Annotated in this window: 16 protein-coding genes; 10 read left to right on the plus strand and 6 right to left on the minus strand. The window is 70.1% G+C overall.

Annotated features, from left to right (window positions below):
* Positions 1–46: 46 nt before the first annotated feature.
* Positions 47–1,003, plus strand: coding sequence for a DUF1648 domain-containing protein (locus tag PS467_RS30655; protein WP_311037916.1), 957 nt, complete (start codon positions 47–49; stop codon positions 1,001–1,003).
* 1 nt (position 1,004) lies between these two features.
* A complete protein-coding gene (locus PS467_RS30660; RefSeq protein WP_311037917.1) occupies positions 1,005–1,364 on the plus strand; it encodes a GntR family transcriptional regulator in 360 nt (119 codons plus the stop codon).
* Between the two features lie 6 nt (positions 1,365–1,370).
* On the opposite strand, the gene PS467_RS30665 is transcribed toward PS467_RS30660, so the two are convergent.
* Both PS467_RS30665 and PS467_RS30670 read right to left on the minus strand, forming a co-directional pair.
* Positions 1,371–1,928 (minus strand): Uma2 family endonuclease, encoded by a 558-nt coding sequence (locus PS467_RS30665; protein ID WP_311037918.1) that lies wholly within the window; start codon positions 1,926–1,928, stop codon positions 1,371–1,373.
* A 72-nt stretch (positions 1,929–2,000) separates the two neighbouring features.
* On the minus strand, positions 2,001–2,900 hold the full coding sequence (locus PS467_RS30670; RefSeq protein ID WP_311037919.1) for a LysR family transcriptional regulator: 900 nt from the start codon (positions 2,898–2,900) through the stop codon (positions 2,001–2,003).
* Positions 2,901–3,305: 405 nt separating this feature from the next.
* On the opposite strand from PS467_RS30670, the gene acnA reads away from it, so the two are divergent.
* Positions 3,306–6,023 carry an aconitate hydratase AcnA gene (gene acnA / locus PS467_RS30675; RefSeq protein WP_311037920.1) on the plus strand — a complete coding sequence of 906 codons (2,718 nt, stop codon included), beginning with the start codon at positions 3,306–3,308 and terminating at the stop codon, positions 6,021–6,023.
* Between the two features lie 1,081 nt (positions 6,024–7,104).
* Here the strand turns inward: acnA and PS467_RS30680 are convergent.
* A complete protein-coding gene (locus PS467_RS30680) occupies positions 7,105–8,004 on the minus strand; it encodes a GNAT family N-acetyltransferase (protein ID WP_311037921.1) in 900 nt (299 codons plus the stop codon).
* A gap of 230 nt (positions 8,005–8,234) precedes the next feature.
* Between PS467_RS30680 and PS467_RS30685 the strand changes: the two genes are divergently transcribed.
* Together PS467_RS30685 and PS467_RS30690 are read left to right on the plus strand one after the other, a co-directional pair.
* Entirely contained in the window at positions 8,235–11,513 is a 3,279-nt protein-coding gene (locus PS467_RS30685) for a GH92 family glycosyl hydrolase (protein WP_311037922.1), read from the plus strand.
* A 157-nt stretch (positions 11,514–11,670) separates the two neighbouring features.
* Positions 11,671–12,534 carry a hypothetical protein gene (locus PS467_RS30690; RefSeq protein WP_311037923.1) on the plus strand — a complete coding sequence of 288 codons (864 nt, stop codon included), beginning with the start codon at positions 11,671–11,673 and terminating at the stop codon, positions 12,532–12,534.
* Here PS467_RS30690 and PS467_RS30695 read toward each other — a convergent pair.
* The 3 genes from PS467_RS30695 to PS467_RS30705 form a co-directional block, all read right to left on the minus strand.
* Positions 12,531–13,301 carry a PIG-L deacetylase family protein gene (locus PS467_RS30695; RefSeq protein WP_311037924.1) on the minus strand — a complete coding sequence of 257 codons (771 nt, stop codon included), beginning with the start codon at positions 13,299–13,301 and terminating at the stop codon, positions 12,531–12,533. The genes PS467_RS30690 and PS467_RS30695 overlap by 4 nt on opposite strands.
* Positions 13,302–13,593: 292 nt before the next feature.
* Positions 13,594–17,451: a GH92 family glycosyl hydrolase gene (locus PS467_RS30700; RefSeq protein WP_311037925.1), complete on the minus strand. Its 3,858-nt coding sequence runs from the start codon at positions 17,449–17,451 to the stop codon at positions 13,594–13,596.
* A 194-nt stretch (positions 17,452–17,645) separates the two neighbouring features.
* Positions 17,646–18,179 (minus strand): hypothetical protein, encoded by a 534-nt coding sequence (locus tag PS467_RS30705; protein WP_311037926.1) that lies wholly within the window; start codon positions 18,177–18,179, stop codon positions 17,646–17,648.
* Positions 18,180–18,518: 339 nt separating this feature from the next.
* On the opposite strand from PS467_RS30705, the gene ngcE reads away from it, so the two are divergent.
* The 5 genes from ngcE (at position 18,519) to PS467_RS30730 (ending at position 24,848) form a co-directional block, all read left to right on the plus strand.
* On the plus strand, positions 18,519–19,955 hold the full coding sequence (gene ngcE, locus PS467_RS30710; RefSeq protein ID WP_268974921.1) for an N-acetylglucosamine/diacetylchitobiose ABC transporter substrate-binding protein: 1,437 nt from the start codon (positions 18,519–18,521) through the stop codon (positions 19,953–19,955).
* Between the two features lie 78 nt (positions 19,956–20,033).
* A complete protein-coding gene (locus PS467_RS30715) occupies positions 20,034–20,951 on the plus strand; it encodes a carbohydrate ABC transporter permease (RefSeq protein WP_268974922.1) in 918 nt (305 codons plus the stop codon).
* Positions 20,952–21,126: 175 nt separating this feature from the next.
* Entirely contained in the window at positions 21,127–21,960 is an 834-nt protein-coding gene (locus PS467_RS30720; protein WP_268977155.1) for a carbohydrate ABC transporter permease, read from the plus strand.
* Between the two features lie 365 nt (positions 21,961–22,325).
* The gene (locus PS467_RS30725) at positions 22,326–23,525 is read left to right on the plus strand and encodes an ROK family transcriptional regulator (protein ID WP_268977156.1); all 1,200 of its coding nucleotides are present in this window, start codon (positions 22,326–22,328) and stop codon (positions 23,523–23,525) included.
* A 219-nt stretch (positions 23,526–23,744) separates the two neighbouring features.
* On the plus strand, positions 23,745–24,848 hold the full coding sequence (locus PS467_RS30730; RefSeq protein ID WP_311037927.1) for a substrate-binding domain-containing protein: 1,104 nt from the start codon (positions 23,745–23,747) through the stop codon (positions 24,846–24,848).
* Positions 24,849–24,869: the final 21 nt, after the last annotated feature.

Genomic DNA, 24,869 nt, shown 5'->3' on the forward strand with positions numbered 1-24,869 from the left:
TGTTCTACTAGTATGCGAACAAGTTAAATGGACCGAGGAGGCCGATGTGAGTCCTGTCCGGCGGCGCGCACTCGTCCTGGTCCTGCCCTCCGTGCTGGCCTGGGCCGTGGTCCTGGCGGTCTTCGCCGGGCTGCGGGACCGGCTGCCCGACCCGCTCGCGACGCATTTCGGCACCGGCGGGGAGGCCGACGGATTCACCGGTCCGGGTGCGTTCCTTACGGTGGCGAGCGCCGTGCTGCTCGGCTCCGGCCTCCTCATCGCGATGGGCGCCCTGCGCGCGGGCAGGACGCTCCGCGCCCAGCGGCCCATGGTCGCCATCGGCTACGGCACCTCCGGGCTGCTGGGCTACTGCTTCGCGGCCGTGCTCTTCGCCAACGCCGACGCCGTCCGCGCCTCCCGGGTGTCCCAGCCGCTGTGGCAACTGGGCGTCGCCCTCGCCGTGGCGGGCGCCCTGGGCGCGCTGGGATGGCTGCTCGCGGGCCTGGACACGGCGCCCGGGACGCCGGCCGCCGCGCCCCGCCTCCCGCTGGCCGACGGCGAGGTCGCCAGCTGGACGCGCACCGTCGGCTCGCCCGTGCTGCTCGCCGTGGGCGTGGGGACCACGCTGCTGGGCGCGGTGCTGGCCGCCGGGGGTTCGGGGGCGGAAGTGTGGCTGATCGTCATCGGGCTGATCTCCACCGCGCTGGCCCGCTGCCGGGTGACCGTCGACCGCCGCGGCCTCACCGTCGCCCCGTGGTTCGCCCCGCAGCCCAGGATGCGGATACCGCTGGCCCGCATCGAGCGGGCCACCAGCGGCGAGGCCGACGCGCTGAGCCTGGGCGGATGGGGCTACCGGATCCGCGGCGGGGGCAGCGCGCTGGTGTTCCGCTCGGGCGACGCGCTGTTCCTGCGGCTGGCCACGGGCCGGGAGTTCGCGGTCACGGTGGACGACGCCGGCACCGCCGCCGCCCTGCTCAACACGCTGATCGAGCGCGACCGCTCCACACCGGGAGAGCGCGGCTGAGATGCTCTTCCGAGTCGACCCCCGTTCCGCGGCGCCGCTGGCCGACCAGATCGCCGCCTCCGTGCGCGGCGCGATCGCCGACGGCACCGTACGCCCCGGCGAACGCCTCCCCGCCGCCCGCGCGCTCGCCGCATCGCTCGGCGTCAACGTCCACACCGTCCTGCGCGGCTACCAGCGGCTCCGCGAGGAGGGCCTGATCGAACTGCGCCGCGGCCGCGGCGCGGTCGTCACCGGCGACCAGCCCACCGCCCGCGCCCGGCTCCTGGAGGGCGTCCAGGGCATGGTGGAGGAGGCCCGCGCCCTCGGCCTGACGGACGAGGAGGTCCTGGCCCTGGTCAGAACCCGCCTCGCGGGCGGCTGACGCCCATCAGAAGTCGGAGGTGTCCAGCTCCAGGCCGAACGGCTCCGGGAGCGGGAGGGGGGTGCCGAAGGGGTGGGGGCCGTCCACCTTGGTGTAGCCGAGGTTTCCTGGCGCCGAAGAGAGCGTGCAGGTGCGCTGCTGCCGGTCGACCAGCAGGAACAGCGGGGCCCCGTACTCGGCGTAGCGGCGCCGCTTGACGATCCGGTCGGTGTCCCCGTTCGACTCGGAGGTGACCTCGACGACCAGGAGGGTCTGGTCGGGGACCAGAGCTCCTCCGCCCTTGGCGAGTTCGCGCGGCACGACGGCAAGATCCGGTACGAACCAATTCGGGCTGCCGGCCAGATCGAGGTCTCCCGACCCCGCCATGCACCCCAGTGCGGGCAGCACGGGGGTGAGCTGCTGCCGGAGCCTGGCGGCGGTGCGCTCGTGATCCCAACTCGGTGACAGTGGTTCGATCAGCCCTTCGACGACCTGCACTCGGTCGAAGCCCCGGATGCGCTGGACGGCGTACTTGAGGGCCGTCTCCGGGTCGTCGGGGGCGTAGACGTGTGATGGTGCGTTCATCGGTCCTCCCATCGGTATCGGATGGCAAGGATCGTGGCTGCCGCTTCACGGGGGTTGCGTCCGGTTGTTCTCTCACCCGTACCGGTGACGATCCCCCGTCACCAGCGCCGCCAGCGTCCGGGCCGGGCCGTCGACGGCGGGGCCGTGGAGGAGTTCGGTGCGGTGGACCAGGCGGGGGGTGATCAGGGGGACGGTGACGATGCCGGGGGCGCCCTTGGTGGCCGGGTGGGGGAGCAGGGCGAGGCCGTGTCCGGCGGCGGTCAGGGCGATCAGCCCGCGTACGTCGGTGCCCTCGTACGTCAGGGTGGCGCGGAAGCCGCCGGTGCGGGTCAGCGCGCGCAGCCGGCCGAGCGGCATGGCGGCGTCCGGGGCGTCCAGCCAGTGGGCGTCGGCGAGGTCGGCCAGCCGCAGTCCGAGCCGGCGGGTCAGCGGGTGGCCGGTGGGCAGGGCCACCACCAGCGGGGCCTCCGCGACCGGGACCGTGGTGAGCGGACCCAGCTCGGGCAGCGGCAGGGCGTCGGCGGGGGTGGCCGGGCCGTCGATCAGCCCCAGGTCCAGTGCCCCGGACGCGACCGCCGCCGGGATCTCCCGGCGGCCGAGGATCCGCAGCGAGGTCCGGATGGCCGGGTGGGCCCGGCGCGCCCGGTCCAGGGCCGTGGCGATCCGCGGGGTCATCGCCAGCGGTGAGGCCCCCACCGCCAGCCGGGCGGTGCCCGACGCCGACAGCCGTTCGACGTCGGCCCGCGCCGCGTCCAGCCGGAGCAGCAGCGGTCCGGCGTGTTCCAGCAGCCGTGCGCCCGCGCTGGTGAGCATGACGGGCCGCCGGGTCAGCAGCGCCGTGCGCAGATCCGCTTCGAGGGAGGCGATGTGCTCGCGGACCGCCGCCGGGGTGAAGCCCAGCTGATGCGCGGCGTCGGAGAAGGATCCGCAGCGGGCCACGGAGACGAACGTACGGAGCAGATGCGGGTCCATGGCAGCAGTATCGCGGTGGTGGGGGGTGGCTCAGTTCGCAACTGGGGGGTGGCCGGGGCCGGTTCGGGCCCGGTCGTCGTCCGTTCCGGGGCCGGCGGTCGCGTCCGCGTGCGTGCTCATGGCCCCAGGTCTAACGCGGGACGCCGGTACCGGGGAACCTTCCGGCAAGCGATCACCCTTACCGGTGAACCGACCCGGAACGCGCCCACAGCCGGGCAGGGCATGACCGCGCGGGGTCGATGTACTAGAGTTATCTCGACATCGAGATATCTGCTGGCAGGCGCGCAATGCCGCCCCCGTGCCGGTAAGGCTTACCTAACTTAGCCATACCTTAGCGGATCGGCGCGGGCATGTGACGGCAGCATTGCGGTGGTACGCGCGAAATCATGCATGAAGGAGACTGTCGTGTCGGCGAACAGCTTCGACGCCCGCAGCACCCTGCAGGTGGGCGACGAATCGTACGAGATCTTCAGGCTGGACAAGGTCGAGGGATCGGCCCGGCTCCCGTACAGCCTGAAGGTGCTGCTGGAGAACCTGCTCCGCACCGAGGACGGCGCGAACATCACCGCCGACCACATCCGCGCGCTGGGCAGCTGGGACTCGCAGGCCCAGCCCAGCCAGGAGATCCAGTTCACGCCGGCCCGTGTGATCATGCAGGACTTCACCGGTGTGCCCTGTGTCGTGGACCTCGCCACCATGCGTGAGGCCGTCAAGGAGCTCGGTGGCGACCCGGCGAAGATCAACCCGCTGGCCCCGGCCGAGCTGGTCATCGACCACTCGGTGATCGCGGACCGCTTCGGCACCCCGGACGCCTTCACCCAGAACGTGGAGCTGGAGTACGGCCGCAACAAGGAGCGCTACCAGTTCCTGCGCTGGGGCCAGACCGCCTTCGACGAGTTCAAGGTCGTCCCGCCCGGCACCGGCATCGTCCACCAGGTGAACATCGAGCACCTGGCCCGCACCGTCATGGTCCGGAACGGCCAGGCCTACCCGGACACCCTGGTCGGCACCGACTCCCACACCACCATGGTCAACGGCCTCGGTGTGCTCGGCTGGGGCGTCGGCGGCATCGAGGCCGAGGCCGCGATGCTCGGCCAGCCGGTCTCGATGCTCATCCCGCGCGTCGTCGGCTTCAAGCTCACCGGCTCGCTGCCCACCGGCACCACCGCCACCGACCTGGTGCTGACCATCACCGAGATGCTGCGCAAGCACGGCGTGGTCGGCAAGTTCGTGGAGTTCTACGGCGAGGGCGTCTCCTCCATCCCGCTCGCGAACCGCGCCACCATCGGCAACATGTCGCCGGAGTTCGGCTCCACCGCCGCGATCTTCCCGATCGACTCCGAGACCATCGACTACCTGAAGCTCACCGGCCGCAGCGAGCAGCAGCTCGCGCTCGTCGAGGCGTACGCCAAGGAGCAGGGCCTGTGGCTGGACCCGGCCGCCGAGCCGGACTTCTCCGAGAAGCTGGAGCTGGACCTGTCGACGGTGGTCCCGTCGATCGCCGGCCCCAAGCGCCCGCAGGACCGGATCATCCTGTCCGAGGCCGCCGAGAAGTTCGCCCAGGACGTCCGCAACTACGTGCCGGTCGCCGACCTCGACGAGGCGGGCGTGGAGTCCTTCCCGGCCTCCGACGCGCCGGCCGTCACCAACGGCGTGCCGACCAAGCCGACCCCGGTGATCGCCCCCGACGGCAGTCAGTACGAGATCGACCACGGCGCCGTCACCGTCGCCGCGATCACCTCGTGCACCAACACCTCCAACCCGTACGTCATGGTCGCCGCCGCCCTGGTGGCCAAGAAGGCCGTCGAGAAGGGCCTGACCCGCAAGCCGTGGGTCAAGACCACCCTGGCCCCCGGGTCCAAGGTCGTCATGGACTACTACGACCGCGCCGGGCTCACCCCGTACCTCGACAAGTTGGGCTTCAACCTCGTCGGCTACGGCTGCACCACCTGCATCGGCAACTCCGGCCCGCTGCCGGAGGAGGTCTCCAAGGCGGTCAACGAGGCCGACCTGGCCGTCACCTCGGTGCTCTCCGGCAACCGCAACTTCGAGGGCCGGATCAACCCCGACGTCAAGATGAACTACCTGGCGTCCCCGCCGCTGGTCGTCGCCTACGCCATCGCGGGCTCCATGAAGGTGGACATCACCAAGGACGCCCTCGGCATCGACCAGGACGGCAACCCGGTCCGCCTGAAGGACATCTGGCCCTCCGAGAAGGAGGTCGAGGAGGTCGTCGCCTCCGCGATCGGCCAGGAGATGTTCAACACCAGCTACGCCGACGTCTTCGCCGGTGACGCCCAGTGGCAGTCGCTCCCGGTGCCGACCGGCAACACCTTCGAGTGGGACCCGGAGTCCACCTACGTCCGCAAGCCCCCGTACTTCGAGGGCCTGACGATGGACCCGGCCCCGGTCCAGGACGTCACCGGCGCCCGGGTGCTGGCCAAGCTGGGCGACTCGGTCACCACCGACCACATCTCCCCGGCCGGTGCGATCAAGGCCGACACCCCGGCCGGCAAGTACCTCACCGAGCACGGTGTCGAGCGTCGTGACTTCAACTCCTACGGCTCCCGCCGGGGCAACCACGAGGTCATGATCCGCGGCACCTTCGCCAACATCCGGCTGCGCAACCAGATCGCGCCCGGCACCGAGGGCGGCTTCACCCGCGACTTCACGCAGGACGGCGGCCCGGTCTCCTTCATCTACGACGCCTCCCAGAACTACCAGGCGGCCGGCATCCCGCTGGTCATCCTGGCGGGCAAGGAGTACGGCTCCGGCTCCTCCCGCGACTGGGCCGCGAAGGGCACCGCGCTGCTCGGCGTCAAGGCCGTCATCGCCGAGTCCTACGAGCGCATCCACCGCTCGAACCTCATCGGCATGGGCGTCCTGCCGCTCCAGTTCCCCGAGGGCGCCTCGGCGGAGGCGCTGGGCCTGACCGGTGAGGAGACCTTCGACATCACCGGCGTCACCGCGCTCAACGAGGGCGGCATCCCGCAGACCGTCAAGGTCAAGGCGGGCGACGTCGAGTTCGACGCCACCGTGCGCATCGACACCCCCGGCGAAGCGGACTACTACCGCAACGGCGGCATCATGCAGTACGTGCTGCGCTCGCTGATCCGCAAGTAAGACGCGGCCGACGCACGCAGCGGCGACGGGCCGCACCCCTGAAGGGGGTGCGGCCCGTCCGCGTGCGCGGCGGGGAATCCGCGTGTGCGGCGGGGAATCCGCGTGTGCGGCGGGGAATCCGCGTGTGCGGCGGGGAATCCGCGTGTGCGGCGGGGAATCCGCGTGCGCGGCGGGGAATCCGCGTGCGCGGCGGGGAATCCGCGTGTGCGGCGGGGGGATCGCGTGTTGTGCCCGCGCCGCGCCCGGCGCGGCCGTGCCGGCGGGCCTGCCCGCCACGCCCTCGCCGCCGCCCGAGCGGCCCGCAGCCCGGCCGCCCGCCCACCTCCGCCCTCGGCGGCGGCCGCCCGCCGCGCGTCGTATGCGGCCCGGGGTCCGCGTGGGCGCGGCGGGGGTCCGCATAGGTGGTCCGGGGTCCGCGTGGGCGGCCGGAGACCGTTGGCGTGGTCCGGGACCGTTGGCGTGGTGGGGGACGGTTGGTGTGGTCGGGGACCGTTGGCGCGGCCCAGGACGGCTGGCGCGGCTCGGGACCGTTGGGCGCGGCCCAGGACGGCTGGCGCGGCCCAGGGCCGTTGGCGCGGCCCGAGGCCGTTGGCGTGGTCCGGGATCAGCGTGGGCGGTCCGGGAGCCGCTGGCGTGTTCCGGGAGCCGTTGGCGCGGCTCGGGACCGTTGGGCGCGGCCCAGGACGGCTGGCGCGGCCCAGGGCCGTTGGCGCGGCCCGAGGCCGTTGGCGTGGTCCGGGATCAGCGTGGGCGGTCCGGGAGCCGCTGGCGTGTTCCGGGAGCCGTTGGCGCGGCTCGGGACCGTTGGGCGCGGCCCAGGACGGCTGGCGCGGCCCAGGGCCGTTGGCGCGGCCCGAGGCCGTTGGCGTGGTCCGGGACGGCCGACGTGTTCCGGGACTGTTGGCGTGGTCCGGGACGGCCGACGTGTTCCGGGACCGCTGGCGTGGTCCGGGACCGTTGGGCGTGGTCCGGGACCGTTGGCGCGGCCCAAGACCGTTGGCGCGGCCCAAGACCGCTGGCGCGGCCCAAGACCGCTGGCGCGGCCCGGGACCGTTGGCGTGCCCCAGCACCGCCGGTGTTGTCAGAGAAACGTCCCCGAGGGGATGTACGGCGTCGGCGGTGGCATGCCGCGCAGGCACACATAGCCGCTTGTGGACAGCTCCAGCCCGGCCTCGAGGCCCACGTCCACCGCCCACTGCTGCTCGGCCGTCAGCCCCGGGACCCGGGCCTCCGCGCCCTCCGGCAGGCACAGCAGGGCCGCCGTCAGCAGCCGTTTGGCCAGCCGCCGCGAGGTCGCGGCCAGCAGCTCGATCTCGCCGTCGTCGCTCACGTAGCAGTAGCCGCTGCCCGCCAGGTCGTCCACGACCAGCAGCCGCCGCTGGGTGAGCAGCAGTTCGTGGTCGGCGCCGTGCGCGCCGCCCCGGGTGCGGCGGTCCACCGAGTCCAGCAGGTCGCGGTGGCGGGCCACCCCCTCGTGTACCGCGCCGTCGGGCGGGGACAGCCGCTCCTTGGTCTCCGGACCGACGGTGCCGCGCAGCCGCATCGCCGGATGCAGGGCGAATCCCGCCCGCCGGTAGACGCCCGCGGCGCGCGAGTCCTCCGAGCCGCGGATGATGCCGCGCAGACAGCCCCGTCCGTACAGCAGCGCCGCGGCCAGCAACTCCCGTCCCACGCCCTGCCGCTGGGCACGGGGCAGCACGGCGAGCAGCGAAAGCCCCCAGGTGCCCTCGCGCCGCGCGGACACCGCCACGCCGAGCGGCATGCCGGTCTCGTCCAGGGCGATCCAGCAGCCGCCCGGGTCGGTGCGGGCGAGGTGCCGGTGCCGGTCGTGGACCTCGGCGACGTACCCCGGCGGCCATCCGTCCTGACCCGCGGGGGTGGCGGCGTCCGCGAGGGCGGCGGAGTCCCCGAAGGCGGCGGCCACCACCTCCCATGCGGCCTCGGCGTCCTCGTCGGTGTCACGTAGCTGGCGGAGGATCATGCGCCCATGATGGCGCGTCGGATGAGGGGTTGTCGGGTACGCGGAAGCGGCTTGCTCGACCGGCGAACGCGACAACGTTGTCAGTGTGGCTGTAATGATCAGTACGCCGCCAACCGGGTGCCTGTGTCAAGACCGTCCGGCACCCTTACGGCCGACGGCCCCCGTGCGGTACGGTCCCCACGGCTTGTTCGACCCGGTGATCGCGGCCCTTCCGACAAGGTAGGACCGCAATGCCCTCAAGACCCCTGGCCGCCCTGGCGGCCGCGGCCCTGACCGCGGGGCTGCTCGCCACCGCGGCCACCGCGCCCGCGTCGGCCGCCGCGCCGCCGACGCTGGTCAAGGACCCGGCGGCGTACGTCGATCCGCTGATCGGCAGCGCGGCCGGCGGCGACACCTTCCCCGGCGCCGTCGTCCCCTTCGGCATGCTGTCGTGGAGCCCGGAGAACACCCGCGGTGACGCCACCCGCACCGCCGCGCCCGGCGGTTACCACTACGACGCCACCCGCGTGCGCGGCTTCAGCCTGACCCATATGTCCGGCACCGGCTGCGCGGGCGGCGCGGGTGACATCCCCTTCTTCCCCTACGTCGGCGAGGTCACCTCCTCACCCTCCGCCGACACCAAGGACCAGGTCTACGCCGCCGACTTCAGCCACTCCGACGAGACCGCCGAACCCGGCCGCTACAAGGTCGGCCTCGCCTCCGGCGCCGGCGCGGACCTGACCGCCACCGCCCGTACCGGCTCGGCCCGCTTCACCTACCCCGCGGACAAGACCGCGTCCCTGCTGATCCGCACCTCCTCCTCCGAGGTCGGCAGCACCGACGCGGACCTCACCATCGACCCGGCGCACCGCACCGTCTCCGGCTCGGTCACCAGCGGCAACTTCTGCGGCTACCTGGACCCCGAGGGCCGCCGCAGCTACTACACGCTGCACTTCACCGCCACGTTCGACACCCCGTTCACCGCCCAGGGCACCTGGCAGGACGGCACCCTGCGGCCCGGCACGACCAGCGCCGAGGGCGGCACCGGCTATGGCAGCGACGGCCGTCCGGTCGCCGGCAAGGGCTCCGGCGGCTATCTCCAGTTCGCCCCGGGCACCCGCCAGGTGGGCGTCAAGGTCGGCATCAGCTACGTCAGCGACAAGGGCGCCCGTGCCAACCTCGCCGCCGAGAACCCGCCGCGGCGCGGCTTCGACCAGGTGCGGACCGCCGCGTACGACGCCTGGCGGCGGCAGCTGTCCGCCATCAGGGTCGGCGGCGGCGCGGACGCGGACCGCACCACCTTCTACACCGCGCTCTACCACTCCCTGCTGCACCCCAACGTCATCAGCGACACCGACGGCCGGTACCGGGGCGGCGACGGTGAGGTGCACCGGGTGAGCCGGGGCCACCGGGCCCAGTACGGCACCTTCTCCGGCTGGGACGTCTACCGCTCCCAGGTCCAGCTGCTCACCCTGCTGGAGCCGGACAAGGGCTCCGACATCGCCCAGTCCCTGCTCAACCTCGCCCAGCAGAACGGCGGCGTCTGGGACCGCTGGCTCCAGGGCGCCTCCGGGACGCATGTGATGAACGGCGATCCGTCGCCCGCCGCCCTCGCCGGCATCCGGGCCTTCGGCGGCACCCGCTTCGACCTCGACGCCGCCCTCGACTCGCTGGTCAAGGCGGCCACCGTGCCGACGGACAAGGACCTCAGCCCGGCGGGCAAGCCCATCATGTCGGTCGGCCAGCGGCCCTCCCTCGACAAGTACCTGAAGCTGCACTACATGCCGTCCGTCTCCAACGCCTGGGGCGGTGCGGCCGAGACCCTGGAGATGTCCGGCGCGGACTTCGCCCTCTCCCAGCTGGCGCGGGCCGCGGGGCGGAAGTCCACCGCCGACACTTTCGCCCGCCGCGCCCAGTGGTGGCAGAACACCTTCAACGCCGCCGCCGACCCCGCCACCGGCGGCTACATCGCCAACCGTAAGGCCGACGGCAGCTGGGTCACCGGCTTCACCCCGGCCACCGGCAACGGCTTCGTCGAGGGCACCAGCGCCCAGTACACCTGGATGGTCCAGCACAACCCCGCCGGTCTGTTCGCCGCCATGGGCGGTAAGGACGCCGCGATCAAGCGGCTGGACGCCTTCTTCCACGACGCCGACGGGGGCTGGGCGCTGACGGGCGCGGGCGGTGAGAAGTCCGAGCTGGACAACGAGCCGTCGATCAACGTCCCGTATCTGTACGCGTACGCCGGGCAGCCGTACAAGACCCAGGAGACCGTGCGCGCCGCGATGCGTCAGCTGTGGACCACCGATCCCGATGGCATCCCCGGCAACGACGACCTCGGCGAGATGTCCTCGTGGTATGTCTTCTCCGCCCTCGGCATGTACCCGCAGGTGCCCTCGCGCGCCGAACTCGTCCTGGCCTCACCCCTCTTCCCGCGGATCGAGATCGAGCGCGGCGGCCGGGACATCTCCATCCGCGCCCCGCAGGCCGCGCCCGACGCGCCGTACGTCCAGTCGCTGAAGGTGAACGGGCGGGCGAGTGACCGCCCCTGGCTGCCGGAGTCCTTCGTCCAGCACGGCGGAACGCTCGACTACACCCTGTCCGACGCCCCCGACCGCGCCTGGGGCGCGTCCGCGTCCGACGCCCCGCCCTCCTTCCGCGAGGGCGAGCAGCCGTACCAGATCGGCGTCGGGCCGACCACGGGCACGCTGGCCCCGGGCGAGAGCCTGACCGTGAAGGTGGCCGCCGTCCCGGTCAGCGAGGGCGACCGCCCCGAGGTGCGCTTCACCACCGACGCGCCCGACGGCATCACCACCTCACCCGCCTCCGGGACGGTGGGGCCGGACGGCGCGGTGGAGATCTCGCTGCGCGCCGGGAAGGACACGGCCGAGGGCTTCTACGACGCGAAGGTGACGGTGACCAGCGAGGACACCGAGGTCGTCCAGCCGATCACGCTCACCGTCGCCGCCCCCGGCACCCTGCTCGCCGCGTACAACAACGTCGGCGCGACCGACGACGACGGCGAGCACGACGAGGGCGACTACGACGGCGGCGGCTGGAGCTACTCCCGGCAGGCCCTCGCCGCCGCCGGCCTCGAACCGGGCGCCATGGCCACCGTCCAGGGCCTGGACTTCACCTGGCCCGCCTCCCCGGCCGGCCGCCCCGACAACGCCTCCGCCACCGGCCAGACCATCGACCTCCCGGCCTCGACCGCCCTGTCCTTCATCGGCAGCGCCGTCAACGGCAACCAGAAGGCCACGGCCAAGGTCGCCTACACGGACGGCACCACGGACACCACGGACCTGTCCTTCACCGACTGGACGGTGGGTGGCGGCGGCGGAACGGTCCAGTACGGGAACGTGACCGTCGCCAAGACCGCGTACCGCAACATCAGCGGCGGCGACAAGGACGTGGTGGACGCGTACATCTTCGCCACGAAGGCATTCCAGGCGCCGGAGGGCAAGACCATCAAGAGCATCACCCTGCCGGACAACGCGGACCTGCACGTCTTCGCGGTGGCCCGCGGCTGATTTTCGGGACCACCCCGCACGGTTCGCCGGGCCGCCCTGCCGAGGGCGGCCCGGCGAAACCTTGACCGAGTCAACCCTCAATGACTGCTGCATACGTTCGAGTGAAGCCAGCACAATTGCCATCGGCAATTGCCGACATGTCTTTAGCGTTCAACGCATGGTCAGTTCCTCACACGAAGCCCTCCACCGGATTTTCCAGGAGGACACCGGGGCCATCGTCCGAGCGCTCAGACAGCTACTCGGCGTCCCGTTCCCGGACGCGAGCAAAACGTTCGTCGTCAGTCCCGACCTCACTGAAATCGCACCCGTCGAACGACGCGTGGACACCCTGCTCCAGGTCGAGACCAAGGGCGACGGCACGTATTTATTCGCCATCGAGTCGCAGAGCAGAAGAGACCCGAAGAAGCCGGCGGCCTGGGCCTACTACCTCTCGTACATGCACGCGAAATTCGGCCACCAGCCGGTGTTGATCGTGCTCTGCCCGGACGAGGCCACAGCCCGCTGGGCCGCCCGCCCGATCACGCTCGGCATCCCCGACTACCCGTCCATGACGGTCCGCCCGCTCGTTCTCGGGCCCGGTAACGTCCCCGTTGTCACGGATGCGAGAGAGGTGGCCCGGGACATCCCGATCGCTGCCTTCTCCGCGATTACACACAGTAGAAGCGAAAACATCGATGCCATACTGAAGGTGCTTGCGACCACGCTCAGCAGCCTTGACCCCGTTCAGGGGGTCATCTACGCCGAACTCGTCGAAGCCGGTCTCGGAAACACCCCGGCACGAGAGATCTGGAGAGACCTGATGCCCGCGCTGATGAACTACTTCCGTTCCCAGCAAGCCCAGCACGCCTTCGCAGAGGTGCGCGCCAGTGATCTCCTTCGTTTCCTCAAGGGGCGGGGCCTTGAGGTCACCGACGAGATGCGTGAGCGCATCGAGTCGTGCAAGGACATGGATGTCCTCGGCACCTGGGTGGACCGGGCCGCGACCGTCTCCCGCACGGAGGAGCTGTTCGCCGAAGGCTAGCGCTGCGCGGGCCGGGAGCTGGAGGTGTCGATGAACCACTCCTGGCCCAGCAGCAACCCGAAGAGCGGTAGCGGTAGCCGGGTCATCGTCCGCATGACGGCGCTCATGCGGCCGGTCCCGTTCAGCTGGGAGTGGTGGGCGGCCAGGGCCGCCTGCTTCTGGCGGGCGTAGCGGCGCACGTCGTAGCGGTGGGTGATGGCCGAGCGCGCGCTGAAGCGCATGCTGAGCTCGTCGGGGTCGAAGCGCAGCGGTATCCGCAGCAGCCGTACGAGCCGGACCAGGCGCTCGGCGGTGTCGCGCGGCATCGTCGCCTCCAGCACCCTCGGGGTCCCGGCCAGTTCGGCGGCTCGCCGCCCCACCTCGTGCACCTTGACGTGGTCGCGGTGGCCGTAGCCGCCGTTGGCGTCGTACCCGATCAGCATCGCCGCGTCCTCCGCGCGCAGGACCGCCGCCAGCCGCTCCGCCGCCTCCTCCGTATCCGCCCGCGCGAAGCGCGTACGGTCCGGCGGGTCCGGGTAGAGGAGCGGGCCGTGGCCGCTGTCCGCGTAGCCGAGGTGGACGACACGGTCGACCCCGAGCACGGCCGCGCTCGTCCGCAGTTCGCGCATGCGGGGTGCTTCGCCGTTCGCCGGGACGGCGCCCATCAGGCCGTCCGTCGCGACCACGAGCACCACCCGGTGCCCCTCGTCGGCGAGCCGGGCGAGCGTGCCTCCGGTCAGCAGTGCCTCGTCATCGGGGTGGGCGTGGAACGCCAGGACGGTGGCCATGCGGCCCATCCTGGCATTCCCGGTCGGCGCCCCGCGCGGTGGCCGCGCAGGGAGGCGCGCCCACCAGCCTTCCGCCCCCACCGGTCGTCGGCCGGCGGCGGTGCGGGGCCGCCCACCCCGCCGCCCGTGCTCAATGGCGCCGAAGGCGCGAGACGGCGGGGCAGACGGCCCCGCACCGTACAACACGCGGTGTGCGGCCGCCCGTACAACACGCGGCGCGTGGCCGCACCGCACGGCGGGCCGTGGCCGTCGGAAGCGGCGGCCACGGCCCGCGTTTGTCGACGCGAATCGGTCAGCTCAGCAGCTCCACCTCCGCCAGCGTCGCCTTGCCGTTCGCCACCAACCGGTAGTGCTCATACGTCCCGGGCGTGCGCACCGAGAAGACACGGGTCTGTTTGTCCCATGTGAAGGACTCATCCGACCTCCGGTCCAGGTCCTTCCAGTCCTTGCCGTCCCGCGAGCCCTGGAGCACCCACCCGGTCGGCGCCTTGCCGCGGTCCGACGAGGTCAGGGTGTACTGGACCGCGCGGCCCGCCTCCGTGACCGGCAGGTCCACGGACTCGAACGTCGCCTCCGTGCCCGAGGTGTTGTCCAGCAGCGCCGTGCCGCCGCTGGGCACCGTCAGGTCGTGGCGCGGTGTCGGCACCTTGTCGTCCTGGGTGATGGAGGACGGTGCCGCGTTCTTCCCCGTGCCCCACTTCGACGGCTTGGCGCCCATCGTGAACTCCAGCGTGCCGCCCCGGGCGAGGATCTCGTGCGGCAGGGCGGTGGAGTTCCATGCCGTGCCGTTCACCTTCAGGCCCTGGACGTAGATGTTCGTCCGGCTGTTGCGCGGGGCCTTGATGACGAGGTCGCGGCCGTTCTCCAGGTGCACCGTGGCCTTGGTGAACTGCGGCGAGCCGACCGCGTACTCCGAACCGCCCATCACCAGCGGATAGAAGCCGAGCGAGCTGAAGATGTACCAGGCGGACTGCTCGCCGTTGTCCTCGTCGCCGTGGTAGCCCTGGCCGATCTCGCTGCCGGTGTAGAGGCGGGAGAGCACCTCGCGCACCTTTTCCTGGGTCTTCCACGGCTGGCCGGCCGCGTCGTACATGTACGTCACATGGTGGGCGACCTGGTTGCTGTGGCCGTACATGCCCATGCGGACGTCCCGCGCCTCGGTCATCTCGTGGATGACGCCGCCGTAGGAGCCGACGAACTCGGGGGAGGCGGTCTCCGGTGTGGAGAAGTAGGTGTCCAGCTTCTTGGCCAGGCCCGCCCGGCCGCCGTAGAGGTTGGCCAGGCCCCGGCTGTCCTGGGGCGCGGTGAAGGCGTAGCCCCAGCCGTTGGTCTCGGTGTAGTCGTTGCCCCAGATCCGGGGGTCGTACTTATCGGAGTCGACGCGCCACTTCCCCGCCGCGTCCTTGCCCTGGAAGAAGCCCGCCTTGTCGTCGAAGAGCGAGACATACCCCTGCGCGCGGTGCAGGAAGTATTCGGACTCCTCCTTGTAGCGGGCCTTCTTCGTCTTCGCGTAGAGCGCCTCGCCCATCTTCGCGAGGCCGAAGTCGTTGAGATAGCCCTCCAGCGCCCAGGACAGGCCCTCGTGGGTCTCGGTGCTCGTGTAGCCCAGGAAGGGCGAGGTGGACATGCCCTTACGGCCGACGCCCGACGAGGGCGGAGCGGCGGTGGCGTTCTTCAGGGCCGCCTCGTACGCGGCCTCGGCGTCGAACTTCACGCCCTTCAGATACGCGTCGGCGAAGGCCACGTCCGAGCTGGTGCCGGTCATCAGATCGGCGTAGCCCGGTGAGGACCAGCGGGAGATCCAGCCGCCGTCCTTGTACTGCTGGACGAAGCCGTCGACCATCGTGCCCGCCCGCTTCGGGGTCAGCAGGGAGTAGGCCGGCCAGGTGGTGCGGTAGGTGTCCCAGAAGCCGTTGTTGACGTACACCTTGCCGTCGACGATCTTCGCGCCGGTGTGGGTCGGGGTGTTCTCCCCGGTGGCCGGGGAGAAGGCGCTGGCGTACTGGTACCGCGGCTTCGCCGTCGTCCCGGTGTTCTCGTAGGCGGAGTTGGGATACAGGTACAGCCGGTAGAGGCTGGAGTAGAGCGTGGTGAGCTGGTCGTGGTCCGCGCCCTCGACCTCGATACGGCCCATGATGTCGTCCCAGGCGCTCTGCGCGGCCCGCTTGACCCGCTCGAACGACCTTGACGCGGGCAACTCCCGGTCGAGGTTGGCCTTCGCCTGGTCGACGCCGATGAGGGAGGTGGCCAGCCGCAGGGTGACCTTACGGTCCTTGCCCGGCTTGAAGCGGAAGTAGCCGGTGACGTCCTTGCCGCCGCCGCCCTCCAGCTTGCCGCTCGCGCTCACCGGGGCGTCGAAGACCCCGTAGACGAACATCCGGGTGGCGCCGGTGGACAGTCCGCTCTTGACGTCGGAGTAGCCGGATATGACGCCGTGCTCGGCGTCGAGGGTCAGCCCGCCGTTGTTGTTGACGTTGTCGAAGAGAACGCTCGCGTCCTGGCCCGGATAGGTGAACCGCATGGCCGCGGCGTGATCGGTGGGCGCGATCTCCGCCTTGAGGCCGTTCTCGAAGGTCACCCCGTAGTAGTAGGGGCGGGCGGTCTCCTTCTCATGGCGGAAGGGCAGGGCGCGGGCGGTCCGGGAGGCGTCCGGGACATCGGCCGCGGCGGACGGCATCACCTGGAAGGTCTGCCGGTCGCCCATCCAGGGGCTGGGCTCATGGCTCGCGCTGAACGCCTGGATGGTGGGGAGGTTGTCGGCGTTGTTGGCGCGGGCGTACTGGTAGAGCCAGTCGGTGGAGCCCGCGTTGGTCACCGGAGTCCAGAAGTTGAAGCCGTTGGGGACCGCGGTGGCCGGGAAGTTGTTGCCGCGCGAGAAGCTGCCGCTGGAGTTGGTGCCGCGGGTGGTCACGGCGTAGTCGGACAGGTGCCCCAGCGGCTTCTCGGGGGCCTTGGGGGCGATCGAGACGTCGTCCACCCAGCCGCGGAACTGCGCGGCGCCCTTGGGGGAGTCGTAGGCCACGAGTATCCGGTCCACCGTCTTGCCGGCGGCGACCGACCCGATCCGCGACTCCACGTGGTTCCACTGGTTGACGTAGAGCGTCTTGGCGGCGGCCTGGCCCTGCGGGCTCATCCGGGCGCCGTGCTGGTCGACCGCGCCGGGCAGCTCGCTGAGGTAGGTGCCGTCGGTGAAGGCGAGATCGACGGAGACGTGGGTGGCCGGGTAGTTGAGGTCCGTCTCGGGCATCGACGGGAAGATCTGGTAGGACAGCGAGGTGTCCCGGGTGACGGCCGTGTCGACGTCGAAGACCTTGTTGTACGAGTACGCCCGGCCGTCCGGCTTGTGGGTGCCCGCGTAACGCAGGGCGTGGGTGCCGGTGAAGCCCGCGTTGGGTTTGGCGGTGGGGGAGCCGGTCGGGCCGCGGTCGATCTGGGTGCGCATGTCGGAGGGGGCGGGCGTACTGGTGTCGCCGTTCGCGAACTGCACCTCGGCGAGCTGGATGAGGTCGTCCCCGGCGTTGCGGCTGATCTCCAGCCGGAAGTGCTGGTACGCCGTGCCGTTGTCGAAGGTGAACTCCCGCGTCTGCTGGCGCGAGGAGAAGGTCTCGTCCTTACGGGTGTCCAGCGTCGTCCAGTCGGAGCCGTTGGCGGAGCCCTTGAGGGTCCAGTCCTTCGGGTCCCGGCCGGGGGCGTCGTTGGCGGAGGTGAGGGCGTAGCGGACGGCCTCGACCGGCTCGCTCAGGTCGAACTCGAGCCAGGCGGTGGTGTCGACGGCCAGCCACTTGGTGGTGACCTCGCCGTCGACCAGGTTCTCCTTGGTCTCCCCGCCCGCGGTGTTCTCCCCGCTCGCCCGGACCTCGGTGACCTTGTCCGTGACGTTGCCGGGTATCCCGGCGGAGTAGCTTCCGTCCACCCCCGACGCCTTCTTCTCGCCGTCGGGGCCGGTCTCGACGGTGTTGCGCCAGTCGGGCTGGGGGTCGTCCGATTCGAAGGACGAGGCGAACGTGCGGTCGGCGTGGTGCGCGGAGGCCGGGTCGGCGGGGGCGGCGACCGCGCCGCCCTGGGCGGTCATCGCCAGTACGACGGCCGCCACCAGGGCGGCCGGCCGTCCGATCCCACGCCATCGTCTTAGTGGTTGTCTCTGTCGCATACTCAGCTACTCAGCCTCTCAACGAGTCTGACAACGTTGTCCACTGGGTCGGGCAGTGATAAGTAGGGAGGCAGGGGGAGGGTGGTGTCAAGGATGCGGACAGCCGTCGACGCGGGTCAGCCCGGCGGAAGCACGACGAGGGCCGTACCGCATGAAGGCGGTACGGCCCTCGTCCGGGGCGATATCGCGGACCGTCAGCCCGTCTCGTCGGACTTCGTGGCGAGCGACAGCCGGCACTTCTTCGCGGTGTGGGAGCTGTCCGCCTGGAGCCCGATGACCTTGATGGTCTTGTCGGCGCCGCCTGCCACGGACGCGTCCGACTTCGTTCCGGTGGTCACGACCTCGTCGGAGCTGTCGACGAAGCCGACCAGCAGTGAGTAGTAGGCCGTGTCGGAGCTGGAGTTGCTGATCTCCACGTTGGCGTAGGGCTTGCCGTCCGACCCCCATCCGCACGTGCCCATCTTGGCGTCCGAGGTGACCAGGCCGGAGCCGCCGGTGGGATCGTCCGACGGCTCGTCATACGGGTCGTCGTAGGGGTCGTCGGTGGGATCGTCGGTCGGCTCCTGGGTGGGCTCCACCGGCAGTTGGGCCATGCCCTTGCCTATCGCCGCGCCGCCCTTGCTGTCCCCGGCGGACGAGCCCCCTTTGTCGGAGCCGCACCCCGCGGTGAGGGCGAGTGTCGCGGCCACGGCCATGCCGGTGGCGAAGGTGAGCTGCTTCCGGGACACGAAGACCGCCTTTCGAGGAGCGCACGGCGGCGTGCCGCACGGACTGTCTCCCCCACGGTATGTCGGACAGGTCTCAACTCGGGAAAGACTGAAACCCGAAGACCTTTCGATCTTGCCCATATGCGGCCGAGTGGACTATACCTGTCGCCCCAGGGGGAAGGCCGCACCGCGGCCCATATCGGAGGGCCTCGGCGGGCCTCCGCACTCCCCGGCGCACACCCAGCAATACTCCGCTTGACGCTTCAACTGACCCGCGGTGTCGGGGCCCCCTCGCCGGAGGCGAGCATGTACGGGAGACCGTTACACCGCCTGAGTCCTGACGAAGGCGAGGACTTGAGCATGGGATTCTCCTCAGAGGTGGGCCGTCGTGACCTGATCAAGCGCTCAGCGGCACTCGGATTGATCACCGTGCCGGCGATGAGCGCGCTGTCCGCCTGCGCCAGCGGCGGCGATGACGACTCCAAGAAGGTCGACAAGGGCAAGAAGAGCGCCAAGAACCCCCTGGCGGTGAACGAGAGCGCCGCGCTCGACGTGGTCATCTTCGACGGCGGCTTCGGGCAGCAGTACGCCAAGGACGCCGAGGCGGAGTACGCCGCGGCCTTCCCGAAGACCAAGGGCAAGATCAAGCACGCCGCCACCCAGAAGATCCAGACCGTGCTCCAGCCGCGCTTCAACGGCGGCACCCCGCCCGACCTCGTCGACAACTCCGGCGCCGAGCAGATGGACATGGGCACCCTGGTCGGCAAGAACCAGCTGACCGACCTCACCCCGCTGCTGGACGCCCCTTCCCTGGACGACCCGAACAAGACGGTGCGCGAGACCCTGCGCCCCGGTGTCGTGGAGATGGGCCAGTTCGACGGCAAGCCGGTGTGGATCCTCTACTACGCCTACACCGTCTACGGCGTCTGGTACTCCAAGACCAATCTCGCCAAGCTCGACGTGGAGTACCCCGAGACCTGGGACGACATGCTCAAGGTCTGCGAGAAGGCCAAGAAGAAGGGGATCGCGGGCTGGACCTACCCCGGCAAGTTCCCGTACTACCTGCCGTTCAGCCTCTACCCCTTCATCGCCAAGATCGGCGGCCGGGAGGTCCTGGACTCGATCGACAACCTGGAGCCGAACGCCTGGAAGCACCCGGCCGTCAAGGCCGCCTTCGAGGCCTACTACGAGCTCTACAAGAAGGGGTACATCCTCAAGGGCACCCCCGGTCTCTCCCACATCGAGTCCCAGACCGCGTGGAACGAGGGCAAGGCGCTGTTCATCCCCAACGGCTCCTGGGTGGAGAACGAGGCGAAGAAGACCACGCCGGACGACTTCCAGATGGCGGTGAGCGCGCCCTCCAGCCTCGACAAGAGCGACAAGCTGCCGTTCGGCACCCTCTGGGCCTCCGGCGGCGAGCCCTTCATCGTCCCGAAGTCGGCCAAGAACCCCGAGGGCGGCATGGAGCTGCTGCGGATCATGCTCGGTGAGAAGTCCACCAAGAACTTCATCAAGCAGGTCTCCTCGCTCTCCTCCCTCAACGGCGGCACCGACGGCCTCGACCTGCCGCCGGGCCTGGCGTCCGCGCAGGAGGCGCTGACCAAGGCGGGCAAGAACGTGGTCAACCCGCGGCTCCAGGACTGGTACGTGACGCTTCAGAAGCAGCAGATCGGCGTCGGCGCGCTCGGCGAGATGATGGCGGGCCGGATGACCCCCGCCGAGACCATCAAGAAGTGTCAGAAGTTCGCCGATGACACGGCGAAGGACGACGCGGTCAAGAAGTACAAGCACGTCTGATGCAGCGCAAGCACACCTGATGAGGCTTCACGCGTCGCCGGCGGCACCATCCGTAGCGGAAGACCGAGGTCGGTAGAAATGCAGCATGGGAAGTACCGGTTCATCGCGGGGTTCCTGGCCCTGCCGGTGATTCTTTACGCGGTCTTCGTGATCTCGCCATTCGTCCAGGCCATCTACTACTCGTTCACCGACTGGACCGGTCTGAGCTCCGACTTCGAAATGGTCGGGTTCAAGAACTACGACTGGCTGCTGCACGACGACATCTTCTGGAAAGCGGTCGGACACAATGTCCTGCTGTTGCTGGTGGTGCCGCTGGTGACGCTCGGCCTCGGGCTCTTCTTCGCCTTCATGCTCAATGTGGGCGGCCGGGGCAGGAAGAACGCGGCCGTCTCCGGGGTGCGCGGGTCGAGCCTTTACAAGGTGATCTATTTCTTTCCGCAGGTGCTGTCGATCGCGATCGTCGCCCTGCTGTTCCAGTTCACCTACAACCCGCGCAACGGCGCGATCAACGCCTTCCTCGGCGGCATCGGCCTGGACGCGCTCCAGCAGCAGTGGCTGGCCGATCCGAAGCTCGCGCTGTGGTGCCTGATGGCGGTCATGGTCTGGAGCAACGTCGGCTTCTACGTCGTCCTCTTCTCCGCCGGGATGAGCTCCATCCCGAAGGACTTCTACGAGGCGGCGCTGCTGGACGGGGCCAACCGGGTCAAAACCTTCTTCAAGATCACTCTGCCGCTGCTGTGGGACACGGTCCAGACCGGCTGGATCTATATGGGCATCATCGCGCTCGACGCCTTCGCCGTGGTGCAGATCATGACCGTCGGGCCGGGCGGTCCCGCCGACTCCACCCAGGTCATGGGCTACTACGTCTACACCAAGACCTTCCACGACGGGCAGGCCGGACGGGCCACCACGATCGGCGTCGCGATGCTCATCGTCACCTTGGTCTTCGCGGTCATCGTGACCAGGCTCGGCCGGCGCGAACGGCTGGAGTACTGATGCCGAGCACACCGACCGCACCCGGCCACCGCCGCCCGACCGCCGATCTGGGGGTACCACAGTGACCTCGCACGCGCAGCCCTCGGAGCTCCCGGGCGTCACCAAGGAGGACCAGGCGCCGCCCACCGGGCCGGTCCGCAAGCAGCCGCCGCCGGGCCCGGCCGCCGAGGGCCGGATCGGCAGCGAGGGCCGGGTCCTCAACGTCTTCTCGCACGGCATCCTGGTGATCTGGGGGCTGCTGGTCACGCTGCCGCTGCTGTGGGCGGTGATGAGCTCCCTCAAGACCGACAAGCAGATCTTCACCTCGCCCTGGGGACTGCCCTCCGCCCTGCACTTCGACAACTGGTCCCGGGCCTGGAGCAAGTCGAACATCGGCGACTTCTTCCTCAACACGATCCTGGTGGTGGGCTGCTCCCTCATCGGCACGATGCTGCTGGGCTCGATGGCGGCGTACATCCTGGCCCGGTTCGAATTCCCGGGAAAGCGGTTCATCTATTTCATGTTCGTCGGCGGGATGAGCTTTCCGATCATCCTGGCGCTGGTGCCGTTGTTCTTCGTGATGAAGAACATGAGCCTGCTCAACACCTTCCATGGGCTCATTCTGGTCTATATCGCCTATTCGCTGCCGTTCACGGTCTTCTTCCTGACCTCGTTCTTCAAGACGCTGCCGTCCTCGGTGGCGGAGGCGGCCCTGATCGACGGGGCCTCCCACACCCGTACGTTCTTCCAGGTCATGCTGCCGATGGCGAAGCCCGGACTGATCAGCGTGGGGATCTTCAACTTTCTCGGCCAGTGGAATCAGTACATGCTGCCCACGGTCCTCAACACCGACGAGGACAAGCGTGTGCTCACCCAGGGGCTGGTGCAGCTCGCGGCCAGTCAGCAGTACAAGGGCGACTGGTCCGCGCTGTTCGCCGGTCTGGTGCTGGCGATGCTGCCGGTCCTGGCCGTCTACATCCTCTTCCAGCGACAGGTCCAGGCGGGCCTGACCGCGGGGGCGCTCAAGTAGCGGGCGCGCCCACGTAGGGGCACCGGACATCTTCCCGTACGGCCCCGTCCTTTCCGCGTGACCCGCGCGACGGAGAGGACGGGGCCGTTCGCGGCTGTGCGCTCCCCAGGGTGTTTCGCCTGGTCGGGCCGGTCGTACGCTGGCGTGGACACGGCCGCGTGGCGGGCGAAGGATATGCCTCGTGCCGGGCGGAGGACATCGGGAGGGGCGTGCGAGCCGTTCCGCGGCGGTCAGGGACTTGACGTGGGACAACCGTGGCGGCTCAGCTTAGAGTTCACATGTTGGAGACACAGCCGGGCCTCACTGCTGCGGTCCGGCCTGCGGAGCGGCCGTCGTGCCGCTCGCGAAGGCGGGAGTGGATGGGCGTGGAGACTCCGGGATCGCAGTCGTCGCTGCACCGGGCCAATCTCGAGCGGGTGGTCCGTGCGGTGCGCATGGCGGGCTCGCTGACCCAGGCGGAGATCGCCCGGTCCACCGGGCTGTCCGCCGCCACCGTCTCCAACATCGTGCGTGAGCTCAAGGACGGCGGGACGGTCGAGGTCACCCCCACCTCGGCGGGCGGCCGCCGGGCGCGCAGCGTCTCGCTCAGCGGGGACGCGGGCATCGTCGTCGGCGTGGACTTCGGCCATACGCATCTGCGCGTCGCCATCGGCAACCTCGCCCATCAGGTGCTGGCCGAGGAGGCCGAGCCGCTGGATGTGGACGCCTCCTCCTCGCAGGGGCTGGACCGGGCGGAGCAGCTGGTCAGCAGGCTGATCACGGCCAGCGGCCTGAGCCAGGACAAGGTGGTCGGCGTCGGTCTGGGCGTGCCCGCCCCGATCGATGTGGAGACCGGCACGCTGGGCTCGACCGCGATCCTGCCGGGCTGGGCGGGCACCAATCCGCGCGACGACCTGGCCCAGCGGCTCGGGGTGCCGGTGCATGTGGACAACGACGCCAACCTCGGCGCGCTCGGCGAGCTGGTCTGGGGGTCCGGGCGCGGGGTCGGCGACCTCGCGTACATCAAGGTCGCCGACGGTGTCGGCGCCGGGCTGGTGATCAGCGGGAAGATCTACCGCGGCCCCGGCGGCACGGCGGGCGAGATCGGCCACATCACCCTCGACGAGTCGGGACCGGTGTGCCGCTGTGGCAACCGCGGCTGTCTGGAGACCTTCACCGCGGCCCGGTATGTGCTGCCGCTGCTGCATTCCAGCCATGGCGCGGATCTCACCGTGGAGCGCATGGTGCAGCTGGCCCGCGAGGGCGATCCGGGCTGCCGGCGGGTGATCGCGGACGTCGGCCGGCACATCGGCAGCGGGGTGGCCAACCTCTGCAATCTGATCAACCCCAGCCGGATGGTGCTGGGCGGCCATCTCGCCGAGGCGGGGGAGCTGGTGCTGGGCCCGATCCGGGAGTCGGTCGCGCGGTACGCGATCCCCAGCGCGGCCCAGCAGCTGTCGGTGATGCCCGGGGCGCTCGGCGGCCGGGCCGAGGTGCTGGGCGCACTCGCGCTGGTGCTCAGCGAGATGGGGGATTCGACGCTGCTGGACGGGGCGCTCTCGGCGGGGACTCCGGCCCTCACCTGACCGCCGGGGGGACCGCGGCTGGTGGCTCAGGTCTTGCCTGAACGCCTTTGTCCGGTCACGCTCCGTCTATCCGTCCTGTACGGCTGCGTTCACTCAGATAACGAATGGCACCGTTGCCATCTCGTTAAGGATTTACTTCTTGACGCCATGTTGGCGGCCGAGTTGACTTCGAGCCACCTCGGCCGCAATGACGCGGCCTCGTCAGGGAGGTCACCCCCAATGAACGCAACGATGCGTCGCGTCGCCCTCGCCGCTTCTGTCGTCTCCATGACTGTCGCCCTCGCCGCATGTGGTTCGGCGAAGGAGGCCGGCGACAACAAGTCGGATGAGAAGAAGAAGACCGGTCCGCTCACCATCGGGCTGCTACTGCCCGAGGACCAGACGGCGAGATACGAGAATTTCGACCGGCCTTTCGTCACCGAGAAGGTCAAGGCGATCTGTGCGGACTGCAAGATCGTTTACGTCAACGCCAAGTCGGACCCCTCGCTCCAGCAGCAGCAGGTCGACTCGATGATCACCAAGAAGGTTGACGCGATCATCCTCGACTCGGTGGACTCCAAGTCGATCGCCAGCTCGGTCCGGAAGGCCGACGAGGCCGGTATCCCGGTGGTCGCCTACGACCGGCTCGCCGAGGGCCCGGTCTCCGCCTACACCTCGTTCGACAACGAGACGGTCGGCAAGGTCCAGGGCCAGGCGCTGCTCAAGGCGCTGGGCAGCAAGGCCAAGAGCGGCAAGATCGTCATGCTCAACGGCTGGGAGGCCGACCCCAACGCCGCCATGTTCAAGAAGGGCGCCCTCTCCGTGCTGAAGGGCAAGGTGAACATCGGCAAGTCCTACGACGTGGACCGCTGGCTGGCGGACAAGGCCAACGAGGCCATGACGGGCGCCATTTCCTCGCTCGGCAAGGACAACATCGTCGGCGTCTACTCGGCCAACGACAGCATGGCGGGCGGCGCGATCACCGCGCTCAAGAGCGGCGGCGTCGACCCGCTGCCCCCGGTCACCGGCCAGGACGCCGAAATCGAGGGCGTGCGCCGGGTGGTCTCCGGTGAGCAGTACATGAGCGTCTACAAGTCCTACCTGGACGAGGCCACCGCCGCCGCGGAGATGGCCGTCGCGCTCGGCCGCGGGGAGAAGGTCAACGAGTCCAACACGGTCGACAGCCCCACCACCAAGGACATCCCGGCGACGCTGATCACTCCGGTCTCGCTGACCAAGGAGAACATCAAGGACACCGTCATCAAGGACGGGATCTACAAGGTCGACCAGATCTGCACCGCCAAGTACAAGGCGGCGTGCGAAGAGGCCGGTCTCCTGAAGTAGCGGCGCGGGGCCGCCCGTAAC

The sequence above is a fragment of the Streptomyces luomodiensis genome (assembly GCF_031679605.1).
In the GTDB taxonomy this organism is placed as follows: Bacteria; Actinomycetota; Actinomycetes; order Streptomycetales; family Streptomycetaceae; genus Streptomyces; species Streptomyces luomodiensis.

Excerpts from the sequence above, each read along its gene's own strand:
- PS467_RS30660 (WP_311037917.1), top strand. The coding sequence starts at position 1,005 with ATGCTCTTCCGAGTCGACCCCCGTTCCGCGGCGCCGCTGGCCGACCAG.
- PS467_RS30665 (WP_311037918.1), bottom strand. The coding sequence starts at position 1,928 with ATGAACGCACCATCACACGTCTACGCCCCCGACGACCCGGAGACGGCC.
- PS467_RS30670 (WP_311037919.1), bottom strand. The coding sequence starts at position 2,900 with ATGGACCCGCATCTGCTCCGTACGTTCGTCTCCGTGGCCCGCTGCGGA.
- PS467_RS30680 (WP_311037921.1), bottom strand. The coding sequence starts at position 8,004 with ATGATCCTCCGCCAGCTACGTGACACCGACGAGGACGCCGAGGCCGCA.
- PS467_RS30685 (WP_311037922.1), top strand. The coding sequence starts at position 8,235 with ATGCCCTCAAGACCCCTGGCCGCCCTGGCGGCCGCGGCCCTGACCGCG.
- PS467_RS30690 (WP_311037923.1), top strand. The coding sequence starts at position 11,671 with ATGGTCAGTTCCTCACACGAAGCCCTCCACCGGATTTTCCAGGAGGAC.
- PS467_RS30695 (WP_311037924.1), bottom strand. The coding sequence starts at position 13,301 with ATGGCCACCGTCCTGGCGTTCCACGCCCACCCCGATGACGAGGCACTG.
- PS467_RS30700 (WP_311037925.1), bottom strand. The coding sequence starts at position 17,451 with ATGCGACAGAGACAACCACTAAGACGATGGCGTGGGATCGGACGGCCG.
- ngcE (WP_268974921.1), top strand. The coding sequence starts at position 18,519 with ATGGGATTCTCCTCAGAGGTGGGCCGTCGTGACCTGATCAAGCGCTCA.
- PS467_RS30715 (WP_268974922.1), top strand. The coding sequence starts at position 20,034 with ATGCAGCATGGGAAGTACCGGTTCATCGCGGGGTTCCTGGCCCTGCCG.
- PS467_RS30730 (WP_311037927.1), top strand. The coding sequence starts at position 23,745 with ATGAACGCAACGATGCGTCGCGTCGCCCTCGCCGCTTCTGTCGTCTCC.